The organism is Hymenobacter gummosus (assembly GCF_003970915.1).
GTDB classification, from domain to species: Bacteria; Bacteroidota; Bacteroidia; order Cytophagales; family Hymenobacteraceae; genus Solirubrum; species Solirubrum gummosum.
On sequence record NZ_RXOF01000018.1, the window covers coordinates 133,378 to 153,076 of the forward strand.

At 67.2% G+C, this 19,699-nt stretch carries 15 protein-coding genes; 11 read left to right on the forward strand and 4 right to left on the reverse strand.

Annotated features, from left to right (window positions below; genetic code table 11):
• Positions 1–40: 40 nt before the first annotated feature.
• Entirely contained in the window at positions 41–964 is a 924-nt protein-coding gene (locus tag EJV47_RS24070; protein WP_126695763.1) for a helix-turn-helix domain-containing protein, read from the reverse strand.
• A 267-nt stretch (positions 965–1,231) separates the two neighbouring features.
• Between EJV47_RS24070 and EJV47_RS24075 the strand changes: the two genes are divergently transcribed.
• From EJV47_RS24075 to EJV47_RS24090, 4 genes are all read left to right on the forward strand, one after another.
• Positions 1,232–2,020 carry an SDR family oxidoreductase gene (locus tag EJV47_RS24075; RefSeq protein ID WP_126695764.1) on the forward strand — a complete coding sequence of 263 codons (789 nt, stop codon included), beginning with the start codon at positions 1,232–1,234 and terminating at the stop codon, positions 2,018–2,020.
• Between the two features lie 390 nt (positions 2,021–2,410).
• Complete coding sequence (locus EJV47_RS24080) at positions 2,411–4,084, forward strand: M1 family metallopeptidase (protein ID WP_126695765.1); 1,674 nt, start codon at positions 2,411–2,413, stop codon at positions 4,082–4,084.
• A gap of 112 nt (positions 4,085–4,196) precedes the next feature.
• The gene (locus tag EJV47_RS24085) at positions 4,197–4,397 is read left to right on the forward strand and encodes a hypothetical protein (protein ID WP_126695766.1); all 201 of its coding nucleotides are present in this window, start codon (positions 4,197–4,199) and stop codon (positions 4,395–4,397) included.
• Positions 4,398–4,449: 52 nt separating this feature from the next.
• Positions 4,450–4,695 (forward strand): hypothetical protein, encoded by a 246-nt coding sequence (locus tag EJV47_RS24090; RefSeq protein WP_126695767.1) that lies wholly within the window; start codon positions 4,450–4,452, stop codon positions 4,693–4,695.
• 380 nt (positions 4,696–5,075) lie between these two features.
• On the opposite strand, the gene EJV47_RS24095 is transcribed toward EJV47_RS24090, so the two are convergent.
• Entirely contained in the window at positions 5,076–12,518 is a 7,443-nt protein-coding gene (locus tag EJV47_RS24095; protein ID WP_126695768.1) for a PAS domain S-box protein, read from the reverse strand.
• A gap of 260 nt (positions 12,519–12,778) precedes the next feature.
• Between EJV47_RS24095 and lpdA the strand changes: the two genes are divergently transcribed.
• On the forward strand, positions 12,779–14,185 hold the full coding sequence (gene lpdA / locus EJV47_RS24100) for a dihydrolipoyl dehydrogenase (protein WP_126695769.1): 1,407 nt from the start codon (positions 12,779–12,781) through the stop codon (positions 14,183–14,185).
• A gap of 85 nt (positions 14,186–14,270) precedes the next feature.
• Here lpdA and EJV47_RS24105 read toward each other — a convergent pair whose 3' ends face one another.
• Positions 14,271–14,483, reverse strand: coding sequence for a hypothetical protein (locus EJV47_RS24105; RefSeq protein ID WP_126695770.1), 213 nt, complete (start codon positions 14,481–14,483; stop codon positions 14,271–14,273).
• A 94-nt stretch (positions 14,484–14,577) separates the two neighbouring features.
• Complete coding sequence (locus EJV47_RS24110; protein ID WP_126695771.1) at positions 14,578–14,775, reverse strand: hypothetical protein; 198 nt, start codon at positions 14,773–14,775, stop codon at positions 14,578–14,580.
• 240 nt (positions 14,776–15,015) lie between these two features.
• Here EJV47_RS24110 and EJV47_RS28260 point away from each other — a divergent pair, with 240 nt between their 5' ends.
• The 6 genes from EJV47_RS28260 (at position 15,016) to EJV47_RS24135 (ending at position 19,602) form a co-directional block, all read left to right on the forward strand.
• Complete coding sequence (locus EJV47_RS28260; protein ID WP_165903917.1) at positions 15,016–15,171, forward strand: hypothetical protein; 156 nt, start codon at positions 15,016–15,018, stop codon at positions 15,169–15,171.
• Positions 15,172–15,591: 420 nt separating this feature from the next.
• On the forward strand, positions 15,592–16,746 hold the full coding sequence (locus tag EJV47_RS24115) for a TlpA disulfide reductase family protein (protein WP_126695772.1): 1,155 nt from the start codon (positions 15,592–15,594) through the stop codon (positions 16,744–16,746).
• A gap of 149 nt (positions 16,747–16,895) precedes the next feature.
• On the forward strand, positions 16,896–17,741 hold the full coding sequence (locus EJV47_RS24120) for a hypothetical protein (protein WP_126695773.1): 846 nt from the start codon (positions 16,896–16,898) through the stop codon (positions 17,739–17,741).
• Positions 17,742–17,838: 97 nt separating this feature from the next.
• Complete coding sequence (locus tag EJV47_RS24125; protein ID WP_126695774.1) at positions 17,839–18,249, forward strand: hypothetical protein; 411 nt, start codon at positions 17,839–17,841, stop codon at positions 18,247–18,249.
• A 204-nt stretch (positions 18,250–18,453) separates the two neighbouring features.
• Positions 18,454–18,696: a hypothetical protein gene (locus EJV47_RS24130; RefSeq protein WP_126695775.1), complete on the forward strand. Its 243-nt coding sequence runs from the start codon at positions 18,454–18,456 to the stop codon at positions 18,694–18,696.
• 180 nt (positions 18,697–18,876) lie between these two features.
• Positions 18,877–19,602, forward strand: coding sequence for a hypothetical protein (locus tag EJV47_RS24135; RefSeq protein WP_126695776.1), 726 nt, complete (start codon positions 18,877–18,879; stop codon positions 19,600–19,602).
• Positions 19,603–19,699: the final 97 nt, after the last annotated feature.

Here is a 19,699-nt window from a genome sequence, read left to right on the forward strand (position 1 = left end):
CGAAAACGGCCGCGCAAAGGACGGGAAAGAAAAAACGAGCTTAGGCCGCGTGCTGCTGCCGGTACTGCTGGGGCGTGAGCTGCAGGGCGGCCTTGAACACGCGCCCGAACGCGCTGGGCGAGGCAAAGCCCACCTGCGCGCTGATGGCCTGCACCGGCAGCGCCGACTCGGTGAGCAGGGTGCGGGCCCGCGCCAGCCGCAGCCCGGTGGCGTACTCGTGCGGGGAGCAGCCGAACAGCTGCCGGAAGTGCCGCAGCAGATGGTTTTTCGACAGCATACCAGCCCGGGCAATGCCGTCCAGCGTCAGGGCCGCGGCCGGCGCGTCGTCGATAAACTCCTTGGCCAGGTACAGCCGCCGGCAGATTTCCAGGCGGGTGCTGCGCTTCACCGCGGCCAGCCGCTCGGCGCTGCGCGCCACCTGCCGCTGCTGCAGCCCCAGCAGGGCGCTGAGCACGCCGTGCAGCTGCTCATCCAGCTCCAGCGCGGTGAAGGGCCGGTGGGCCAGCTCCTGCTGTAGCTGATACAAACCCTGCCGCAGCGCCGGCGGGGCGGCGTGCAGCTGCTCGAAAAACCACACGTCCGGCGCGGCCTCGGCCCAGGGCTTGGTCAGCAGCAGCTCGTCGGTGGCGCGGCGGGCGGCGGCCACGTCGGCCACCAGCTGCTGATCGAAGTAGATGGCGAAGGAATGCACCCACTCCGCGGAGCGAATGGCGCTGGCGTACTGCTGCCCGGCATTTACCACCAGCAGCTGCTCGGGCGCCACCGTCACGGGGCGCTGGCGCAGGTAGTAGGTTTCGTGGCCGCGGAAGGTGCATTTCAGCGAGAGACGGTCGTCGTAGCTGGGCCACACGCAGAACTTGCACTGCGAGTCGAGCACGGTGCTGCCGGCGGCGGGCAGGCGCTGAAGCTGCGCAAACTCCTGCAGCGACTGGGCTTCGGTTTCGACGGTGGAGCGGATGTACATGGCGGGCACGGGGCGGGTTCTGAAAGCCAAAGACGCAGAAGCCCGGCCCGCCGGCTATGCCGAAAACACTTTTTTCCCGGCGGGCGCTACAGCGTATTTACGACCTGGGCCGTGGGTATGTAGAGACGCATAATTGCGTCTCGTCGTTGAACGACTAGCGGGCCGCCCGGAAACTATACGGCGCGGACGACGAGACGCAACCGCAGGAAGGCGTTAGCCAAGGTTGCGTCTCTACAACGTTCTGGCGGGCGTTGTATCTTCCCCGCCGTGAGCTTCCAACATCAAGTCGTCTGGATTACGGGCGCCTCGGCCGGCATCGGTGAGGCGCTGGCCCTGGCGTTTGCCCGCGCCGGGGCCCGCCTCGTCTTATCGGCCCGCAACGAGGCCGCCCTGCAGCGCGTGGCCGCCGCCTGCGCCCCGGCCGAAACGCTGGTGCTGCCCCTGGATTTGGCCGAAGCCGCCGCCCTGCCCGAAAAAGTAGCGCAGGTGCTGGCCCGTTTCGGCCGCCTCGACGTGCTCATCAACAACGGCGGCGTGAGTCAGCGCAGCCTCGCCCTGGAAACCACGCTCGACGTAGACCGCCGCCTGATGGAGGTGAACTACTTCGGCACGGTGGCCCTGAGCAAGGCCGTGCTGCCCGCGCTGCTGGCCCAGAAAAGCGGCCGGGTGGTGGTCATCAGCTCCCTGGTGGGCAAGTTCGGCACGCCCTACCGCTCGGCCTACGCGGCCAGCAAGCACGCCCTGCACGGCTTTTTCGACTCGCTGCGGGCCGAGCTGAGCGGCTCCGGCGTGGGTATCAGCATCATCTGCCCGGGCTTCATCCACACCGGCGTATCGGTAAATGCGCTTACCGGCGACGGCACGGCCCTGGGCACTATGGACGAGGCCACCGCCAACGGCCTGGCCCCGGCCGAGTTTGCCCGCCGCGCCCTGCGCGTCATTGCCTGCGGCGAAAACGAAGCCTACATCGGCGGCAAGGAGACGCTGGGCGTGTACCTGAAACGCTTCGTACCCAGCATCTTCGCCCGCATGCTCACGCTGACCAAGGTGCGGTAAGCGGGTTTAGCAGCTGCTTTATCATAGCCGTTTTTGGTACCTGGTAAACGTGTTTACTTGCTGTAGATCAGTTGTGAATGCAGTATCAGTTGATGGGAGGTTGGCTTTTTGGATAGAGCTAAAAGCTAAGGCTAGTTCCCCTCCTCAGATGATTCCGCGCATCAAGCGGCGTGGGGCTAGGGGTGGTTGAAAAGCTAGAGCTAGAAAGCTAAAGCCTAACTGACGTTCCAGAACGAAGTCAACCACCCCTAGCCCCTCCTCATCTGAGGAGGGGAACTAGCCTTAGCCTTCTGGTTTGCGGCACCTTGCCTGATGGCCTGAACACCTTGCCGCCGGGCAAATTTTCCGGCTCCGGCGCAGCCCGGCCGGCGGCGCGGTGTAATTTCCGCTATGCGTTTTCTTCCCGCTTTTGCTGCGCTGCTGCCCGCTACGGCCGCCGCGCTGCTGCTCCCGCCCCGCCCTGCCGCTGCCCAGCTGCTGCAGCCCAAGCCCGCCTTCACCCGCGCCGACTCGTTGCGCGGTACCCTCAGCCCTTTGCGCAGCTGCTACGACGTGGGCTACTACCACCTCGACGTGAAGCTCGACGTCAAGGCCCGGGCCATCAGCGGCTCCAACCTCATCCGCTTCACTGCCACCCAGGACTTCACGCGCCTGCAGTTTGATCTGTTTGCCAACCTGCAAGTGGAACGGGTGGAATACAAGGGCAAAAACCTGCCCTTTACCCGCGAAGCCAACGCCGTGTTCGTAACCTTCCCGCAGCCCATCCGGCAGGGCGCGCGCGACGAATTCCGGGTGTACTACGGCGGGCAGCCCACCGTGGCCCGGCGCGCCCCCTGGGACGGCGGCTTCGTCTTCACCGAGCACGGCCCGGGCCAGCCCTGGGTGGCCACGGCCTGCCAGGGGGTGGGGGCCAGCATCTGGTGGCCCTGCAAAGACCACCAGTCCGACGAGCCCGACTCGATGATGATCAGCGTGACGGTGCCCAAGGGCCTGACCGATGTATCCAACGGCCGCCTGCGCAAAACCACTCCGCTCAAGGGCGGCTTCACCCGCTTCGACTGGGCCGTATCCAACCCCATCAACAACTACGACGTGGCCCTGAACGTGGCCAACTACGTTCATCTCAGCGACGCGTACCAGGGCGAGAAAGGCCGGCTGACGCTGGATTACTGGGTGCTGCCCGAGAATCTGGACAAGGCCAAAAAGCAGTTCGGGGCCAACGTGAAGCCCATGCTCAAGTCGTTTGAGTCGTGGTTCGGGCCGTACCCGTTCTACCAGGACGGCTACAAGCTGGTGGAGACGCCTCACCTGGGCATGGAGCACCAGAGCGCCGTGGCCTACGGCAACAAGTACCAGAACGGCTACCTGGGCCAGGACCGCTCGGCCACCGGCTGGGGCGACAAATGGGACTTCATCGTCATCCACGAAAGCGGGCACGAGTGGTTCGGCAACAACATCACCAGCAAGGACATTGCCGACATGTGGATTCACGAGTCGTTTACCACTTACTCCGAAAGCCTGTTCACCGAAAGCCTGTTTGGCAAGCAGGCCGGGCAGGAGTACGTGCACGGGCAGCGCCGCAACATTCGCAACGATGCCCCCATCATCGGCCCCTACGGCGTGAACCGGGAAGGCTCCGGCGACATGTACGACAAGGGCGCCGTGCTGCTGAACATGGTGCGCGTGAGCATGGGCAACGATGAGAAATGGCGCGAGCTGCTCCGCGGCCTCAACCAGCAGTTCTACCACCAGACCGTCACCACCGAGGACATCGTGCAGTACTTCCGCCGGACGGGCCGCGACCTGACGGCCGTGTTCAACCAGTACCTGCGCCACCCGGCGTTGCCAACGCTGGAAGTGCGCTTTGAGCAGGGCCGAATGCTGGCCCGCTGGATTGCCGACGAACCCGGCTTCGACCTGCCGGTGCGGGTGCGCACGCGCGGCGGCGAGTACAGGCTGATTCTGCCCAATACGCGCTTTCAGGTGATGGACCTGCCCGGCGCCACCAAGGAAAACCTGGAAGTCGACACGTTCAACTACTACATCGGCGTGCTGGTGGAGTAGGGCGGGGGCGGCTCCGTAGTTGTGCCCGGTTCGATTCAGTAGTTCAGCGGTTTCGCTGCGGAAAGTTCCGCCGCAATTTTGTAGGGCAACCGCTGACGAACTGCCGTTTCCGATGGCCTACAACCCCAAATACGGTCCTTGTGCCCAGACGCCGCAACAACGCGCCTACGTGCTGCAACAGATGCTGGCCGCCTGCGCCCCGCGCTGGCGCCGCCAGGCCTCGGCCTACCTCGGCCAGCTCTACGACTGGTACGTGGCCGGGGAGCTGAGCTGGAACGAAGTGCGCGCCCTGCGCGACAACGCCGTTTCCTGACGGAGCGGGCCGGCCGCCCATCCGTATCCGCTGACTTTTACTGCCTGTGCCGATGCTTGCTACCTGGCTACACCACGCCGGCTTTTTCCCCATCCGCTGGCCCGCCGCGGCGCCGGGCACCACCTACGTGCGCCCCGGCGCCACGGAGCTGCGGCGCGTGTTTGTGCCCCAGCACACCGACGAGGTAGAAATCTACGCCGGCCCGCTGGCCGAGGGGCGGCTGTGCTACCGCGGCCCCATCCGCAGCGAAGCCGAGCTGCGCCAGTGGCTGCCGGCTCCCCGTCCGCAGGCCGCGTAGGCGGCTCCTGGCAGGCCTCAGCGGCTTGTTTGACGAGTGGCCGCAGTGGTATTTGCGAATTCCCCGCCGGAGTTCGTAGTACCACTATCGTAGAACGACCGGCAGTGCCCGCTGCCAGCGCCGAACCCGACCAACGAGTTGAATAAACCAGCGCGCCAGGCCAGATGACTGCATTGAACCCCAAAAAGCCCCTTCGCACTCAAGCGAAGGGGCTTTTTAGTTCGGGCTCGTCGCCAGGTAAAGTCCCACACCTGAAACCTTACCCTAGTTGCCGCATTTGGCGACGAACCACACTAGCTTTAACGGCTGAAAAACGCCCCGGGAGACGCCATAACGACGGCATTTAAGCTGCGCGATACGCGGATTTGCGGCTGCGCAGTTTACTCCGGCCGGGGCGCCGGCGGCGCACCAGGCAGCGGCAGCCGGATGCGCACGTAGGTGCCGATGCGCTCCGCCGAGCCCAAATCGACGCTGCCACCCAGCAGGGCCACCCGGTCGCGGATGGTGCGCAGGCCCAGGCCGGGCGGCGCGTCCGGGGCGAAACCCACCCCGTTGTCTTCGGCCCGCAGCAGCACGAAGCCCGGCACGGTTTCCAGGGCCAGCGTGGCTTCGGTGGCCCCGGCGTGCTTCACCACGTTCTGGGCCAGCTCCTGGGTAATGCGGTACACGGCCACCTGCAGCAGCTGGGGCAGGGGCTCGTCGACCTCCACGGTGCAGTGAAAGTGCAGCTGCGGACCGCTGAGCTTGCGGCAGATGTCTTCCAGGGCCGCGGCCAGGCCAAACTCGTTGAGCACCGTGGGCACCAACTCGTGCGAGAGGGCGCGCGTCTGCCGGATGGCGTCGGCCAGCAGGGCGTCGGTGCGCGTCCAGAGCTCGGGCGGGGCGGCGGGGCGCAGCTGCGTGAGCTGCAGCTTGGTGGCGTACAGCAGCTGGCCCACGCCGTTGTGCAGGCCCTCGGCAATGCGCTGCCGCTCGGTTTCCTGGGCGTCGAGCACGGCGTTGAACAGCTGCTGCTGTTGCTCCAGCTGCAGGCGCAGGTTTTCGGCCTGCAGGCGCTGCAAGTCGGTGATGTCCACGTCGACGCCCAGCACCTTGCCGGGCCGGCCCTGCTCGTCGGGCACCACCACGCTTTTGATGCGCAGCGTGCGCGTCTGCTCGCCCACCCGGATGCGCAGCGTCGCGTCGAGGGGCTGCTGCCCCTGCCGCAGCTGCTGCACCAGGCGCCGGGCGGCGGCGTGGGCGTCGGGGGTGGCGGCCTGCTGGTAGGCATCGGGGCCCACGGCACTGCCCGCCGGCAGCCCAAACAGGCCGTACATGCCCGCCGACCAGTGCATGCGGCCGGTGCCCACGTCGTACTCCCAGCTGCCCAGCCGGGCCACTTCCTCCGACTGCTGCAGCAGGGTGAAGTTTTTCAGCCGCTCCTCCTCGGCCCGCTTGCGCTCCGTGATGTCGAGGTTGGAGGCGGCCAGCCCGTCGCGCTCGGCCAGCTTGACGAAGGTGGCCGCAAACCACTTGTTGAACCCGTCGAAGGGGTAGTAGTACTCGACCTGCTGCGGCTCCCCGGTGTCGAGGGCGCGCCGCATCAGCGCAAACAGGCCGCTGGGCACGATGCCCGGAAACTCCTGGGCGTAAAGCTTGCCGACCAGGTCGGTGCGGCCGGTTTCGCGGGCCAGCTCCCGGTTGATGACGGCAATGCGGAAGTCCTGCACCGCGCCGGTTTCGTCGCGCTCGGCCAGCAGCACCGACATGCCAATGAGGCTGGTGTCGTAGATGCTTTGCAGCAGCTCGGTGCTTTCCTGCAGGGCGCGGGTGCGCTCGGCCACTTCGCGCGCCAGCCAGGCCTTGTCGGCCTCCATGGCTTCTTCGGCCAGCTTGCGCTGGTGAATGTCGGTAGCCGCGCCGTACCAGTGCAGTATTTCGCCCAGCTCATTGTGAAAAGGCAGCAGCTGCACCAGAAACCAGCGGTAGGTGCCGCGCAAGTCGCACAGCCGGCACTCGTGGCGCCAGGCCGATTCGCCGGCTGCGGCCGCCGCGGCGTACTGCTGCTCGATGCGGGGCCGGTCGGCCGGGTGGATGGCCCGCTGCCAGCCGTGACGGGTGGTCTGCTCGGGCGTCTGGCCGGTATACTCGTACCAGCGCTGGTTGTGCCAGTCGGAGTGGCCCTGGGCGTCGCAGCGCCAGAGCAGGTCGGGCACCAGGTTGGCCACCGTCCGAAACTGCTCCTCCGAGCGGCGCAGCACCTCTTCCGCCTGGTGCTGCTCCAGCAAATCGGCCGCCTGCCGGGCCAGCAAATCCAGAAAGCCCAGCTGCCGCTCCGTGAGGGGGCGGGGCTGGCGCCAGTGCGTGGAGAGCATACCGATGTGCCGGCCCGCGCGCGTCACCAGCGGCGTCGACTGGGCCGCGCGCAGGCCAGCCTCCAGGTGCAGCTTCAGCGCGCCGTCGTGGTCGGGCGTGTCGGGGTCGTCGAAGTACACAAGGGCCCGCTCCCCGCTGGCCAGGGCCCGCCCGCAGCTGGAGCCCGAGCCGGCATCGACGCGGCGAAACCGGGCCTGCAGCTGCGGGCTGATGCCGTGGGTGGCCAGCAGGCGCAGCTGCCAGGTCGTCTCGTCGAGCAGCTGCAGGGTGCCCGCATCGGCCCGCAGCAGCTGCACGGCGGCTTGCAGCAGCTCGTCGTAGAGCACGTGGGGGTTGGTTTCGCTGGTGAGCCGGGCGCCTAGCTCGCGCAGCAGCTGGGTGGCCCGCAGGTCGGCGGCCATAATCTGGCCGGCGCGGGCGCGCTCCGCCGTGGCCCAGGTGCGCGCGGCCGTTTCCTGCAGCAGGTCCAGCTCCTGGTCGGTCCAGGCGCGGGGCTGCTCGTGGTGCAGCAGCCACACGCCCCGCCACTGCTCGTCGTGTTCGAGCAGCACGCCGGCCAGGGCCAGCACCCGGGCATCCTGCAGGCGGGCCCGCTCGGTCGGGCTGAAGCGCGCCTCCAGGCGCACATCGTCCACGGCCAGGGTTTCGCCCCGCCGGAAGGCTTCCAGCACGGTGTCGCCCAGGGTGGCCAGCGCGGCCCGGCCCACCAGCGGCGCCCCGCTGCGCACGTAGCCCGGCCGCAGCACCAGCTCCGCGCCCTCCACGTCGGCGTAGCTTACGCGGCTCACGCCCAGGTGCTCCCCCAGCACGCGGCAGGCCGCGGCCTGAATGGCTTCCGGCTCGGTGAGGGGGCGCAGGGCATCGGTGAGCTGCACGCGGAAGGCATCGAGGGCGGCGCTGCGGCGCAGGCGCTCCTCGCTGAGGCGGCGGGCGTGGATGTCGGTGGCCGCCCCGAACCACTCCGTAATGCTGCCTTGGGCGTCGCGAATGGGCCGGGCCTGCACCTGAAACCAGCGGTACTCGCCCTGGGCCGACCGCACGCGGTGCTCCAGGCGCAGGGGCTGCCCGCCCTGCACCGCCGCGCGGTAGCGCCGCTCCGACTCGGGCCGGTCGTCGGGGTGAATGACGTCGAGCCAGCCGGCGCCGGCGGCGTCTTCGGGCGGCTGGCCGGTGTGCTCGTGCCAGCGCTGGTTGTACCAGGTCCGCCCGCCCTGGGCGTCGCTGCGCCAGAGCAGGTCGGGCACCAGGTTGGCCACGGTGCGAAACTGCTCCTCGGAGGCGCGCAGGGCTTCTTCGGCGCGGGCGCGCTCAATGCGCGGAAAAATGCGGGCTGCCACGTCCTGCACCAACGCAAGCTCACCCTCTGTCCAATGCCGCGGACGGCTGTCGGCCACGGCAAAATAGGCCTTCCAGTTTCCCCCCACACTGTACGGAACGGCGATGTATGCCCCGATTTTCTGGGCCGCTGCGCCGGCTTGCAACGCCAAGCCGGCGGCGCTGTCCGAGGGTATGTCGACCTGCACGTCGGCCACTACGGCCGGCGCGCCGGCGCGCATGTCGGCCACAACGTGGGGGGGCAGGAAGTCCGCAATGGGATACGTGCCCAGGATAGAAGGTACGTTCTGCTCGTGCCAGAAGTGGCGGAGCGTCACTTCCCCGCGGGCCTCGTCCACGTCCACGTAGTGCCAGCAGGCGAGCTGCAGGTGCCGCGTCAGGTGCGCGCCGACGGCAGCCAGCATCTCGCTTTCGCCGGAAAGCCGGTTCAGGTCGCCGCTGATGGCCACCCGTAGGGCCGCATCCGCCTCGCGGCGCTTACGCTCGGTGATGTTGTTGTAGACGCAAGCCACCTGGTCGCTGCCCTTCTCGCCGATGCAGGAGACGTAGATGTCAAACCAGCTCGCCAGCGTGGCGAAATAGTATTCGTGGCGCTCCGGCTTGCCGGTTTTCGACACCCGTTCGTAGACTTCCAGCCAATACGTTTCCAACTCGGGAAACAGCGTGCTTACCCGCTGGCCCACCATGTCGGGCCCCAGCCCGGTCTGGCGGGTCAGGGCCGGGTTATGGGCCAGGTAGATGAAGTCCACCACCTTACCCGCCTCGTCAAAAAGGAGCTGAAGCGTGGATACGCCTTCGTCCATGGAGTTGAAAAGCGTACGATAATTGGCCTCACTCTCGCGCAGGGCTTCTTCGGCGCGGGCGCGCTCCATCGCCGCCCAGGTTCGTTCGGTTACTTCCTCGAGCAGCGCAATTTCGCCCGGCGTCCAGCGCCGGGGAGCGGCCGACACCGCAACCACTACCCAGTGCGGCTGGTGCGGGCCCTGGCGCAGGGTGGCGGCTACCAGGGCCCGCAGGCCGAGGGCCCCGATGTTGTGCCGGTCCGTGTCGGACAGCCCTTCGGTCTGCGCGAAGTCCTCAATGACCAGCGTGCGGTCCAGCACCACGCGGAAAGCTTCGGGAAAATCGGAGAGGCGAATACCCCCGGCGGGCAGCGGCGGCACCCGGTCGTTGCCCACCTGGTGCGTGAAATCGGCGCGGTCGGCCTCCAGGCGGTACTCGGCAATGTAGCAGCGGTCGAGCCCTAATTCCTCGCCGAGCAGGCGGAGGGCGCAGTTGGCCACGGCGTCCGCGCTGGGCTCCGTCCGCAGCTTGTCGGAGAGTTTCAGCAGAAACTGCTGCCGCTGCTCCCGCTGCTTGCGCTCGGCAATGTCGTTGAAGAGGACGGCCACGCGGCGGTCGGCCGGCGCACCCACGCGCAAGGCGTACACGTCGTAGTACCGGCCGAGGGCGGCGGCGGCGTGCTCGAAGCGGGCGGGCTCCCCAGTCAGCGCAATGCGCCCGTAGACCTCGAACCAGAAGGCTTCGAGCTCGGGCGCCAGCTCGCGCATGGTGCGCCCGGCGGCATTTGCCAGCCCGGTTTGCCGGCCAAACGCCGGGTTCATTTCCAGAAAACGGTAATCCACGGCTTGCTGCTGCTCGTCGAACAGGACTTCGATGATGCAGAAGCCCTCGTCCATGGACGTAAACAGGGCGCGGTACTTTTCTTCCGAGGCGGCCAGGGCGGCCTCGGCCTGCTTGCGGGCGGTGATGTCGTAGCTGACCACCAGCGCGGCCGGCGGCTGGCCCGCAGGACCGGGCAGCGGCACGCCGCGCGAGAGGTAGGCGTGGCCGTGGGCCTCGTGCTCCAGGGCGAAACTCTCCCCGGCCAGGGCTTGGCGGTAGTGGGCTTCGTGGAGCACCACCTGCTCCGGCGGCATGGCCTCGGCCACGGTGCGCCCCAGCAGGTCGGCGGGCCGCAGGCCGGCCGCGGCCAGGGCTTCGCCTTCGGCCAGCTGGTAGCGCAGGTCGGCATCGACCACGAACACGGCCGCGCCCGGCAGGCTGGCCACCAGCGTCCGCAGCCGGGCTTCGCTCAGCTGCAGGGCCAGCTCGGTGCGGGCCCGCTCCACGGCGGCCCAGGTGCGCTCGGCCACTTCGGCGGCCAGGGCGGCCTCGGCGGCGGTCCAGTCGCGCGGCTGGCTTTGCACCAGGCACAGCACCCCGGCCGGCTGCCCGTGCTTGATGACGGGCACGTCGAGGTAGGAAATAACCTGCAGCTGCACGCAGAGCTGGCGCAGGTTCTCGTCTACGGCCGCATCCTGGCGCACGTCGCGCACCACAAGGGGGCGGCCGGCCTCAATCACCGCCTGCAGCAGGGCAAAGCTGGCCAGCGGGTAGGTGCCCGCCACCGAGGGCAGCCCCGCGGTGGCCGCGTCGCGCCGGATGATAGCCTGGTCGTGCTCGATTTCGCAGTAGTAGCAGCGGTCGGCCCCGAAGTGCTGCCGGGCCAGGCGCGTAACGGCTTCCTGAATGGCGACCGGGTCGGTGAGCGGGCCCAGGGCATCGGCCAGCTGCCGCCGGAGCGTCTCGGCCTCGGCGGCGTGGCGCAGCTGGGCTTCGTGGCGCTTCCGCTCGGTGATATCCTCGAACACGTTCGCCACCACGCGGCTTTCCGGGCCGCCGATGCGGGAGGTATGCGTGCGGTACCATTGCTGGATGCCCGCATGGTAGTTTTCGTAGCGCAGCGGCTTCCCGGTTTTGACGACGCTGTCGTAAGCCTCCAGCCAGTACTGCTCCGTGGGCACGAAGCTGCTGGTCAGCTTGCCGGCCACGTCGCGCAGCCCGGTTATTTTTTCAAAAGCCGGGTTGACCTCGACCCAGCGCATATCCACGGGCCGGCCGTCGTCGTCGTAAATCATTTCCAGGATGGAGACGCCCTCGTCCATGGCCGCGAACAGCGAGTAGTACCGGTCCTGGGCCTGCTGCGCCAGCTCCTCCTTCAGGCGCAGGATTTCGGCTTCGGCCTGCCGCCGCTCGGTCACGTCTTCCCAGGTATGCACCAGCCGGTCAGCGTCGAGCGGGGCGTTGGTAATGGCAAACCACACCTGGCGGCCGCGGAAGCTGGCCTCCCGCACGTAGCTGTTGCCCTGGCCGCTTTCGATGACCTCGATGAGCTGCGGCAGCTGCTGGCGGCCATTGTCGCCGTGGTCGGTGAACAGCTTGCCGGTAAAGTCCTCGCCCAGCATGGCCCGGCTGGCCCGGTTGATGTACTCGTGCACGAAGTCCACGATGTCGCCGGCCGCGTTGCGCACCGCCCGGTACACGGCCAGCCCGATGTGGGGCGCATCGATGATGTCCTGCAGCAGGGCTTTGCTTTCCCGCAGCTCCTGCTCCATGCGCTTGCGCTGGGTAATGTCGTGGGTGGTGGTCGTCACCCCGTCGTCCAGCTTCACGGTCGACTGCAGAAACCAGCCGTCGAACTGCTCGTGCACGTAGTGGCGCTCCGACTGGTCGGGCACGCCGGTTTCGAGTACCCGCTGGAACGTGTCGAAGATGCCTTCCGCCACCACGCCCGGGTTCAGCGCCAGCAGGCTGCAGCCGATAACGTCGCCGTACACCCGCTCGGCGGCGGCGTTGTTGAGCACCCACACGAAGTCGACCACCTCGCCTTGCTCGTCGCGCACGGCCCGGAACACCTGCACCAAATCCAGGGAGCTGTCGATGGTGTGCTGCAACAGATGCTCATCGGCGCTACGCTTTTCGGCCGACGGCGGGGCCGCTACCGTTTCCCAGTAAATCCACCGGCCGCCTTCCGGGGCGGCGGCAGCGCGCAGCCGCACCCACTGCCCGGTGCGGGGCAGCCAGAGCGGGGCGGTGGGGGCGTCGTCGGCCGCAAGGCTGCTGAGGGCCTGCAGCACGGCGGGCGGCAGCACGGCGGGCTGCACGGCCGCCGGGGCCCGGCCCAGTACCGCAGCGGCCGGCACGCCCCAGAGGGCTTCGGCGGCGGGATTCAGCAGGCTTACCGCGCCCGCGGCCGTCAGCTGCAGCACGGCCCAGGGCAGGGCGTGCAGGGCTGCGGCTACGGCCGCCGGCGTCGGTTCGGACGGCTCGAGCGGAGAATCCGCATCCGCGGGGGAGGTAGAAGCAGGCATGAGCGACGCTAAGCTTGGCGGCGCGCAGCCCGCCGGAGGCGTAGGGCGCACGTCCGGCGGGCTGCCGCGCGTAGGGGTATGAGCAAGGGAGCCGGGTAAGTAACGAGGTTTTGCCGGGCTTGGCAAGCTCGACCGGTGAGGCGCCGCCCCGCCCGGACGGCCGCGGGCCAACCTTTCCCGCCGCGCCGCGGTTTTCCCTTACGGCGCTGGGCATTCTGCCTTACCTTTGCCCGCAGCGCTTCATCAACCCGATTTTCAGCATGAACCAATACGACGTTACCGTCATCGGCTCCGGCCCCGGCGGCTACGTGGCGGCCATCCGCTGCGCCCAGCTCGGCTTCAAAACGGCCATCATCGAGAAGTACGACACGCTCGGCGGCACCTGCCTCAATGTGGGCTGCATCCCCTCGAAGGCCCTGCTCGACTCGACGGAGCACTTCCACAACGCCGGCCACACCTTCAAGGAGCACGGCATTGAGCTGAGCGACCTGCGCCTGAACATGAACCAGCTCATCGACCGCAAAAACGGGGTGGTGAAGGCCAATGTCGACGGCATCCAGTTCCTGATGAAGAAAAACAAAATCGACGTCATCAAGGGCGTCGGTTCGTTTGTCGATAAGAACCACATCAGCATCACCCCGCGCGAAGGCGGCGAGGCCCAGCAGATCGAGACTCAACACGTCATCATCGCCACCGGCTCCAAGCCCACCGTGCTGCCGTTCATTCAGCAGGACAAGGAGCGCATCATCACCAGCACCGAGGCCCTGAACATCCGCGAGGTGCCCAAGCACATGATTGTGATTGGTGGCGGCGTTATCGGGCTGGAAATGGCCTCGGTGTACGCCCGCGCCGGCGCCAAGGTGTCGGTGGTGGAGTTCATGGACTCGCTCATCCCCACCATGGACCGCGCCCTGGGCAAGGAGCTGAAGCGCATCCTGGGCAAAATCGGCATCGAGTTCTACCTCTCGCATAAAGTCACCGGCGCCACCCGTGCGGGCGACACCGTGACGGTAACCGCTACCAGCCCCAAGGGCGAGGAAGTGAAGCTGGAAGGCGACTACTGCCTCGTGGCCGTGGGCCGCGTGCCCTACACCCAGGGCCTGAACCTGGAAGCCGCCGGCGTGGAAATGGAGGAGCGCGGCCGCATCAAGGTCAACGACCACCTCGAAACCTCGGTGCCTGGCATCTACGCCATCGGCGACGTGATTCGGGGCGCCATGCTGGCCCACAAGGCCGAGGAAGAGGGCGTGTACGTGGCCGAGCGCCTGGCCGGGCAGAAGCCCCACATCAACTACCTGCTCATCCCCGGCGTGGTGTACACCTGGCCGGAAGTGGCCGGCGTGGGCTACACCGAAGAGCAGCTCAAAGAGCAGGGCCGCGCCTACAAAACCGGCTCCTTCCCCTTCCGCGCCTCGGGCCGCGCCCGCGCCAGCATGGACCTCGACGGCTTCGTGAAAGTGCTGGCCGACAAGGAAACCGACGAAATCCTGGGCGTGCACATGATCGGCCCGCGCATCGCCGACCTCATTGCCGAAGCCGTAACGGCCATGGAGTTCCGCGCCTCCGCCGAGGACGTGGCCCGCATGAGCCACGCCCACCCCACCTACGCCGAAGCCATGAAGGAAGCCTGCCTCGCCGCTACCGAGAACCGGGCTATTCACATGTAATTCTTCTGGCCGAAAGGCGGAAATGCAAAGCGCCCGAAGCTACTGGAGCTTCGGGCGCTTTTGCGTTTATACTACGTAGACCCTGCTACAGGCTCCGCCACGTTTCATTCCATTCGTCAACAAGCCGATTAGTTTTTCTTTCATGCTCTGGTGACAATTCTTGGTGCTGCTCGGTAGCAGCAAAATTCTCATCTCGAAGCTTTTGCAGTCTTTGATGGATGTCTCTTAGCCTGTCCAGTTTCTTTCCTTGCTCAATGATTTTATCGATTTGAGCGGCAATGCCGGCTTTGTCGTACATGGTATGCGCGTAGATTGAGGGTTTAAGAGCATGCATTTGCCGCCCGCCACAACGTGGCGGGAGGCTCCCGTTTCAGCGGTAACTCGGGCGGCGGCTAGGCCGACAGCTCGGCGCGGCGCTGGGCAATACCGGCTTTGATGGTATTGAGCCTGGCTACCTGCACCTCACCCAGCTCCAGCTCCACGTCGTCGAGGAAGACTTCGGTGCCGGTTTTGCTGAGCGCGCTTCTGCAGCTTACGGCGCTGCAGCTGCAGGGTGTCCAGGTCCAGCTGGGCCTTGTCGGCGTCTTCATTGCTGATGCCAGGGGCGGCCAGGATGGCCTGCTGCGAGGCAATTTTGGCTTCAACTACGGCCAGGCGCGAGGCGGTGCCGGACTGGCGGCGCTCGGTGCGCTAGCCGGCAAGTGCTCAGTGCCGGCCAACTAAAAATCCTTTCAACGAATCATTTTGTCGCCCTTGGCGGTTAGGGACTTATGTCAACTCCTAACCGACGCTCCCGGGCGGCCAAACCGGCCGAACCCGTACCCGCGCCCATGCTCTCGCACGCCGAGCACATGGAGAAGCTGCAAGCCCGTGAGCAGGGCAAAACCGTGATGTACAAGCAAGACGCCTGGGGCCACATCGAAACCCGTTTCGTGCGCACCCAGAACGTGAAAGCCTGGGAGGCCAAAGGCTTTATCGTCCGCTAGCTCCCACCCGTCGTCTCGCTCCGAAAAGGGCTTGCTGCCAGCTGGCGGCAAGCCCTTTTTTCGTGGGGCAGCGCAGCGAGACGCAACCGTAGGAGGATTATGGAACTCCATTTTAGGGCAACTCAATGGCAGGCCAAGGCCAGCGCTAAGGCTAGTTCTCCTCCGCAGCTGATTCCGCGCATCAAGCGGCGGGGCCAGGGGTAGTTGAAGAACAAGGGCTAAAAAGCTAGCGGCTAGTTCCCCTCCTCAGATGAGGAGGGGCTAGGGGTGGTTGACCTTACACCAGAACGTCATGTAGCCTTTAGCTTTCTAGCTCTAATTTTTCAACCACCCCGCCCTTTGGGCACCCCTCCTCATCTGAGGAGGAGAATTAGCCGCTAGCTTGCAAATGGCCATTTTATTTAACTTCCTCGAATCCGCATGAAACAACTACTACTCAGTCTGCTGCTGGCCGGGCCGGGGCTGGCCCTGGCGCAGCGTCCGGCCCCGGCTCCGGCCCCCATTACCTACACCCTGCGCGGCACCATCGGCAAGCTTAATGCCCCGGCCAAGATTTACCTGGTGCGCCCGGCCATTATGGATTCGGCGACGCTGAAAAACGGGGTGTTTGAGCTGAAAGGCCACACCGACGTACCCAAGGAAATGGTGCTCATCCTGAGCCGCAACGGCAACCTGCGCCAGCACCACCTCTGGGAAGACGCGCCCGAAGCCCGCGACGCCATCCGGGTGTTTCTGGAGCCCACCCCGGTGGTGCTGACCAGCCCCGACTCGCTCCGCCACGCCACCGTGCAGGGCGGCCCGCTCACCACCGACCACCGGCAGCTGCTGGCCGCGCTCCAGCCCATCGAGGACCAGCAGAACGCGCTGGATGCCGCGTACGAGCGCGCCCCCAAGGAGCAGCAGCAGCGGCCGGAGTTCAAGCAGCCCTTGCTGGCCCGGCAGCAGGCCCTGCGGGCGGAGCGCGACCAGCGCCGCGCCGCTTTTATCAAAGCCCACCCCGGTTCCTGGGTAAGCCTGGAGGTGCTGCAGAAGTTTGGCAGCGTGCCCCAGTACGCCGAGGTGGCCCCGCTCTACGAGGTGCTGAGCCCCGCGCTGAAAAGCACGCCCCCCGGCCAGGAGTACGCCCGGATGCTGCAGGCCATCAAGCGCGTGGCCATCGGGGCCGAAGCGCCCGACTTCACCCAGCTCGACCCCGCGGGCCAGCCGGTGCGCCTGAGCAGCCTGCGCGGCAAGTACGTGCTCATCGATTTCTGGGCCAGCTGGTGCCGCCCCTGCCGCGAAGAAAACCCCAACGTGGTGAAGGCCTACCACGAGTTCAAGGGCCGCAACTTCGACGTGCTGGGCGTCTCGCTCGACAGCGAAAAAAGCCGCGAGAAATGGCTGCAGGCCATCAAGGACGACCAGCTGCCCTGGACGCAGGTATCGGACCTGAAGGGCTGGCAGAACGCCGCGGCCGAGCAGTACCATGTGCTGGGCATCCCGCAAAACTTCCTGCTCGACCCCAGCGGCAAAATCATTGCCGTGAACCTGCGCGGGGAGGAGCTGCGGGCGGCGCTGGCGCGCTACCTCCAGTAGCCAAAGCGGGTTGATACACTGCCATGCCAAGCCGCGCAAGTCAGCCGGGTAGCCGAGGTTGAACGGCCACCCCAGCAAGTGAGGCCGGGCGTAGTGGAGCCCTTGGTCGACTGATACTCGCTAGCCACCATCCGCTTCACCAGCCCCCGATGCCGCTCCGCCGCCGCCGCTTGGTCCTCATTCTGCTGCTGGCCGGCCTCAGCGCCTGCACCGACCAGCCGGCCACCCGCCAGCCAGCCGCGGCGCCCGTACCCGCCGACCTTGATACTGCCGCCCTGTCCAGCGGGCGGGTGTGGGTAGATACCACCGAACTGCCCCCGCGCCGGGCCGACGAGCCGGCACCCGGGGCCGACCCTGCCCGGGGCGCCGATACCCTCGGGGCCCGCGCCGCGGCTTACGAGCCGTATGGGCTGCGGGCCTTGCGGGGCCTGCCCGATTCGGAAACCTACCTCGATACCCTCTCGCCGCGGCTGCTGCTGCTGGCTGCCCGGAGCGGTGCCGACCGGCCAATCCTGCTGAGCCGGGCGGCCCTAACCGACACCAGCTGGCTGGCGCTGACGCCGGAGCTGGACCGCTTCGGCGAGTGGCAGGGCCACGTGGAGGTGGCCGTGCAGGAAGGCGACCTGGATGGCCGCGGCCGGCCGGAAGTGTTAGTGACCTTGACCACGAGCGGCTACGGCAGTGGGGCGGGCTACCGGCGTTCCAAGGCCTGGCTGTTCGACGTGACGCCGCCGCGGCCGCGCCTGCTGCTCCGGGTGGGTACCGCAGCGGTGGACGAGGCGCTGCCCGGCTACTACGCCCGCCACAACCTCGAATTTGACCCGCGGGACCAGTACACCGGGTTTGAGCGCACCGTCGGGCTGCGCCGCGGGGAGCTACGGCTAGGGCCGGTGAGGCTGCTGGGCCGTTTCCGGCGCCAGGATATGTCTGCCCCGCCCTTGCCCGCTGGCCGCTACCACTACCGCGGTGGGCGGCTGCGGCGGGCGGGGCAGTAGCCCCCCGGCAACCTTGCCCGCGCCCCCTGCGAATACCCTGAACCGGGCCGGTGGGCAATGCCGCTTGGGCCACGCCGGGGCACTATTCCTCCTCGCTATGGGCAAGAACAAGAAGAAGCACAAAAAGCAGGACAGCGTGTCGGACAACGTGTTCGACGCCACGGCCCTGTCGATCAAGAAGTACCGCAAGGTCACCAACGAGCTGGCCAAGCTCAGCCCCGGGCAGAAGCTGCTGGGCGGGCTGCTGCTGGCGGCGGCCGGGTATTTCTACTACAAAAACCTGCGCGACGAGGATTGGCAAGATTCGCCCGTGGCCGGCCTGCTGCCCGTGCCGCTGCTGCCCCTGGTGCGCCGCGCTGCCCACGCTCCCCAGTCCCCCGCCGAGCCCGAACCGGCCGAAGTCGTGGAGCCGACGCCGCCGGTGGTAAAGAAGCGCAAGGCCACCAAGACGAGCAAGCACGCCGGCAGCTTCGGCAAGAAAGCCGCCGCCAGCCCCGATGAGGAATAGGCCGGAATCCTGTGCTGGGAAAGGTCAACCTGGCGGAGCGTACGGCAGATAAAGGGGAACGGGCGGCCTGGTACGAATCGACAAGCCCAAACAGCTGCAGCGTTAAGAACGAGCCGGGCGGCAACCTTCCGCCGGCAAATTGCGCATACCCCTGGGGCCGGCAATACGCCGGTGGCCTCTTTCCAACCCTAGCACGCACCCGCCATGCCGAAGAAAAAAAACAAAGCCGGCAAGAAGAAAAAGTCCCTGCTCGGCCGCGCCGGTAAGTCGATCAAAAAGCTCAGCACCACCCAGAAAGTGGTCGGTGGCTCGGCCCTGCTGGCCCTGGGGCTGGGCTACCTGGCCCAGCGCAGCGGCCTGTTTGCCGGCGCCTCTGCCTCCGCCGCCGACGATACCGAAGCCAACACCGGCGAAAGCCTCACCTCCATGGAAGGCGCAAGCCTGTAGAGCCCTTCGCCCCCCCCGGGCAACGCCGAACGGCGTGCGGACGCAGAAAGCATTTTCCTGCGTCCGCACGCCGTTCGGCGTTGCCCTGTTTTATCGTTGCCACTGCCCGTTTTTCATTTGCGTTTCTTCCCTCGCTACCTTTCGGGTTCATCGCTCCCCAATCATTGTTTCCGCTGCCCGATGGCGCTGTTATCCTTCCTGCTGGCTGGCCTGTGGTGGGGCCCGCTCGCCCGGGCCGCGGCCGGGCCCGACCAGGCGCCGGTGCGGCCCCTCGTGCGCGGGCGCGAGCTGCCGGTGCAGCTGCGCACCACCGCGCAGCTATGGCCCGCCCCCGCCCGGGGCCCCGAGCCCGGCGAAACCCTGCTCTGCGGGCGGGAGGGCCTCAACGGCTGGCTGCTGCAGCGCCTGCCCGGCCACGGCGACACCCTCTGGCGGCAAATCAGCTTCCGGCTGCCCGCCCGGCCGCACGGCGAAAATGAATCGTCGCCGACCGGCGCCTACCTCATGATTGAGCAGCAGCAGCGCCTGCAGCGGGACGGGCCGCTGCTGGTGCACCTGCGGTGGGCCCGCGAATGGCATGGCGCCGGCCGGTTCGCCGTCATTACCAACGAAGACGGCCGGCTGCTCCTGGCCCTGGAGCCCCGACCCCGGCTGCTGCTCAGCGAGCTGACTACGCTCAGCAACGGCGGCTACGACGAAAGCGACCAGTTGCAGCGTCGCGGCTGGGAGCGGGACTGGCGGCTGAGCCAGGGCTACGTGCGCGTCGGCCCGCTGTACCACCTCGACGGCACCACCCGCACGCGCTGGCGCCTGGCCCAGGGGCTGGCGGCGGACTGCCCGCTCACGCCCATCAAGCCCGGCCGCTACCAATACCGGCAGGGCAACTTGCAGTGGGTAGGGCCGTAAAGGCTGCCCCAGCCCCCGGGCACGACGAATCCGGCGCGGGACGTTGGTGGAGTTACGGCGCACAAAGGCCTGTCTTCCTGAGCTTATTTTCCGCTTC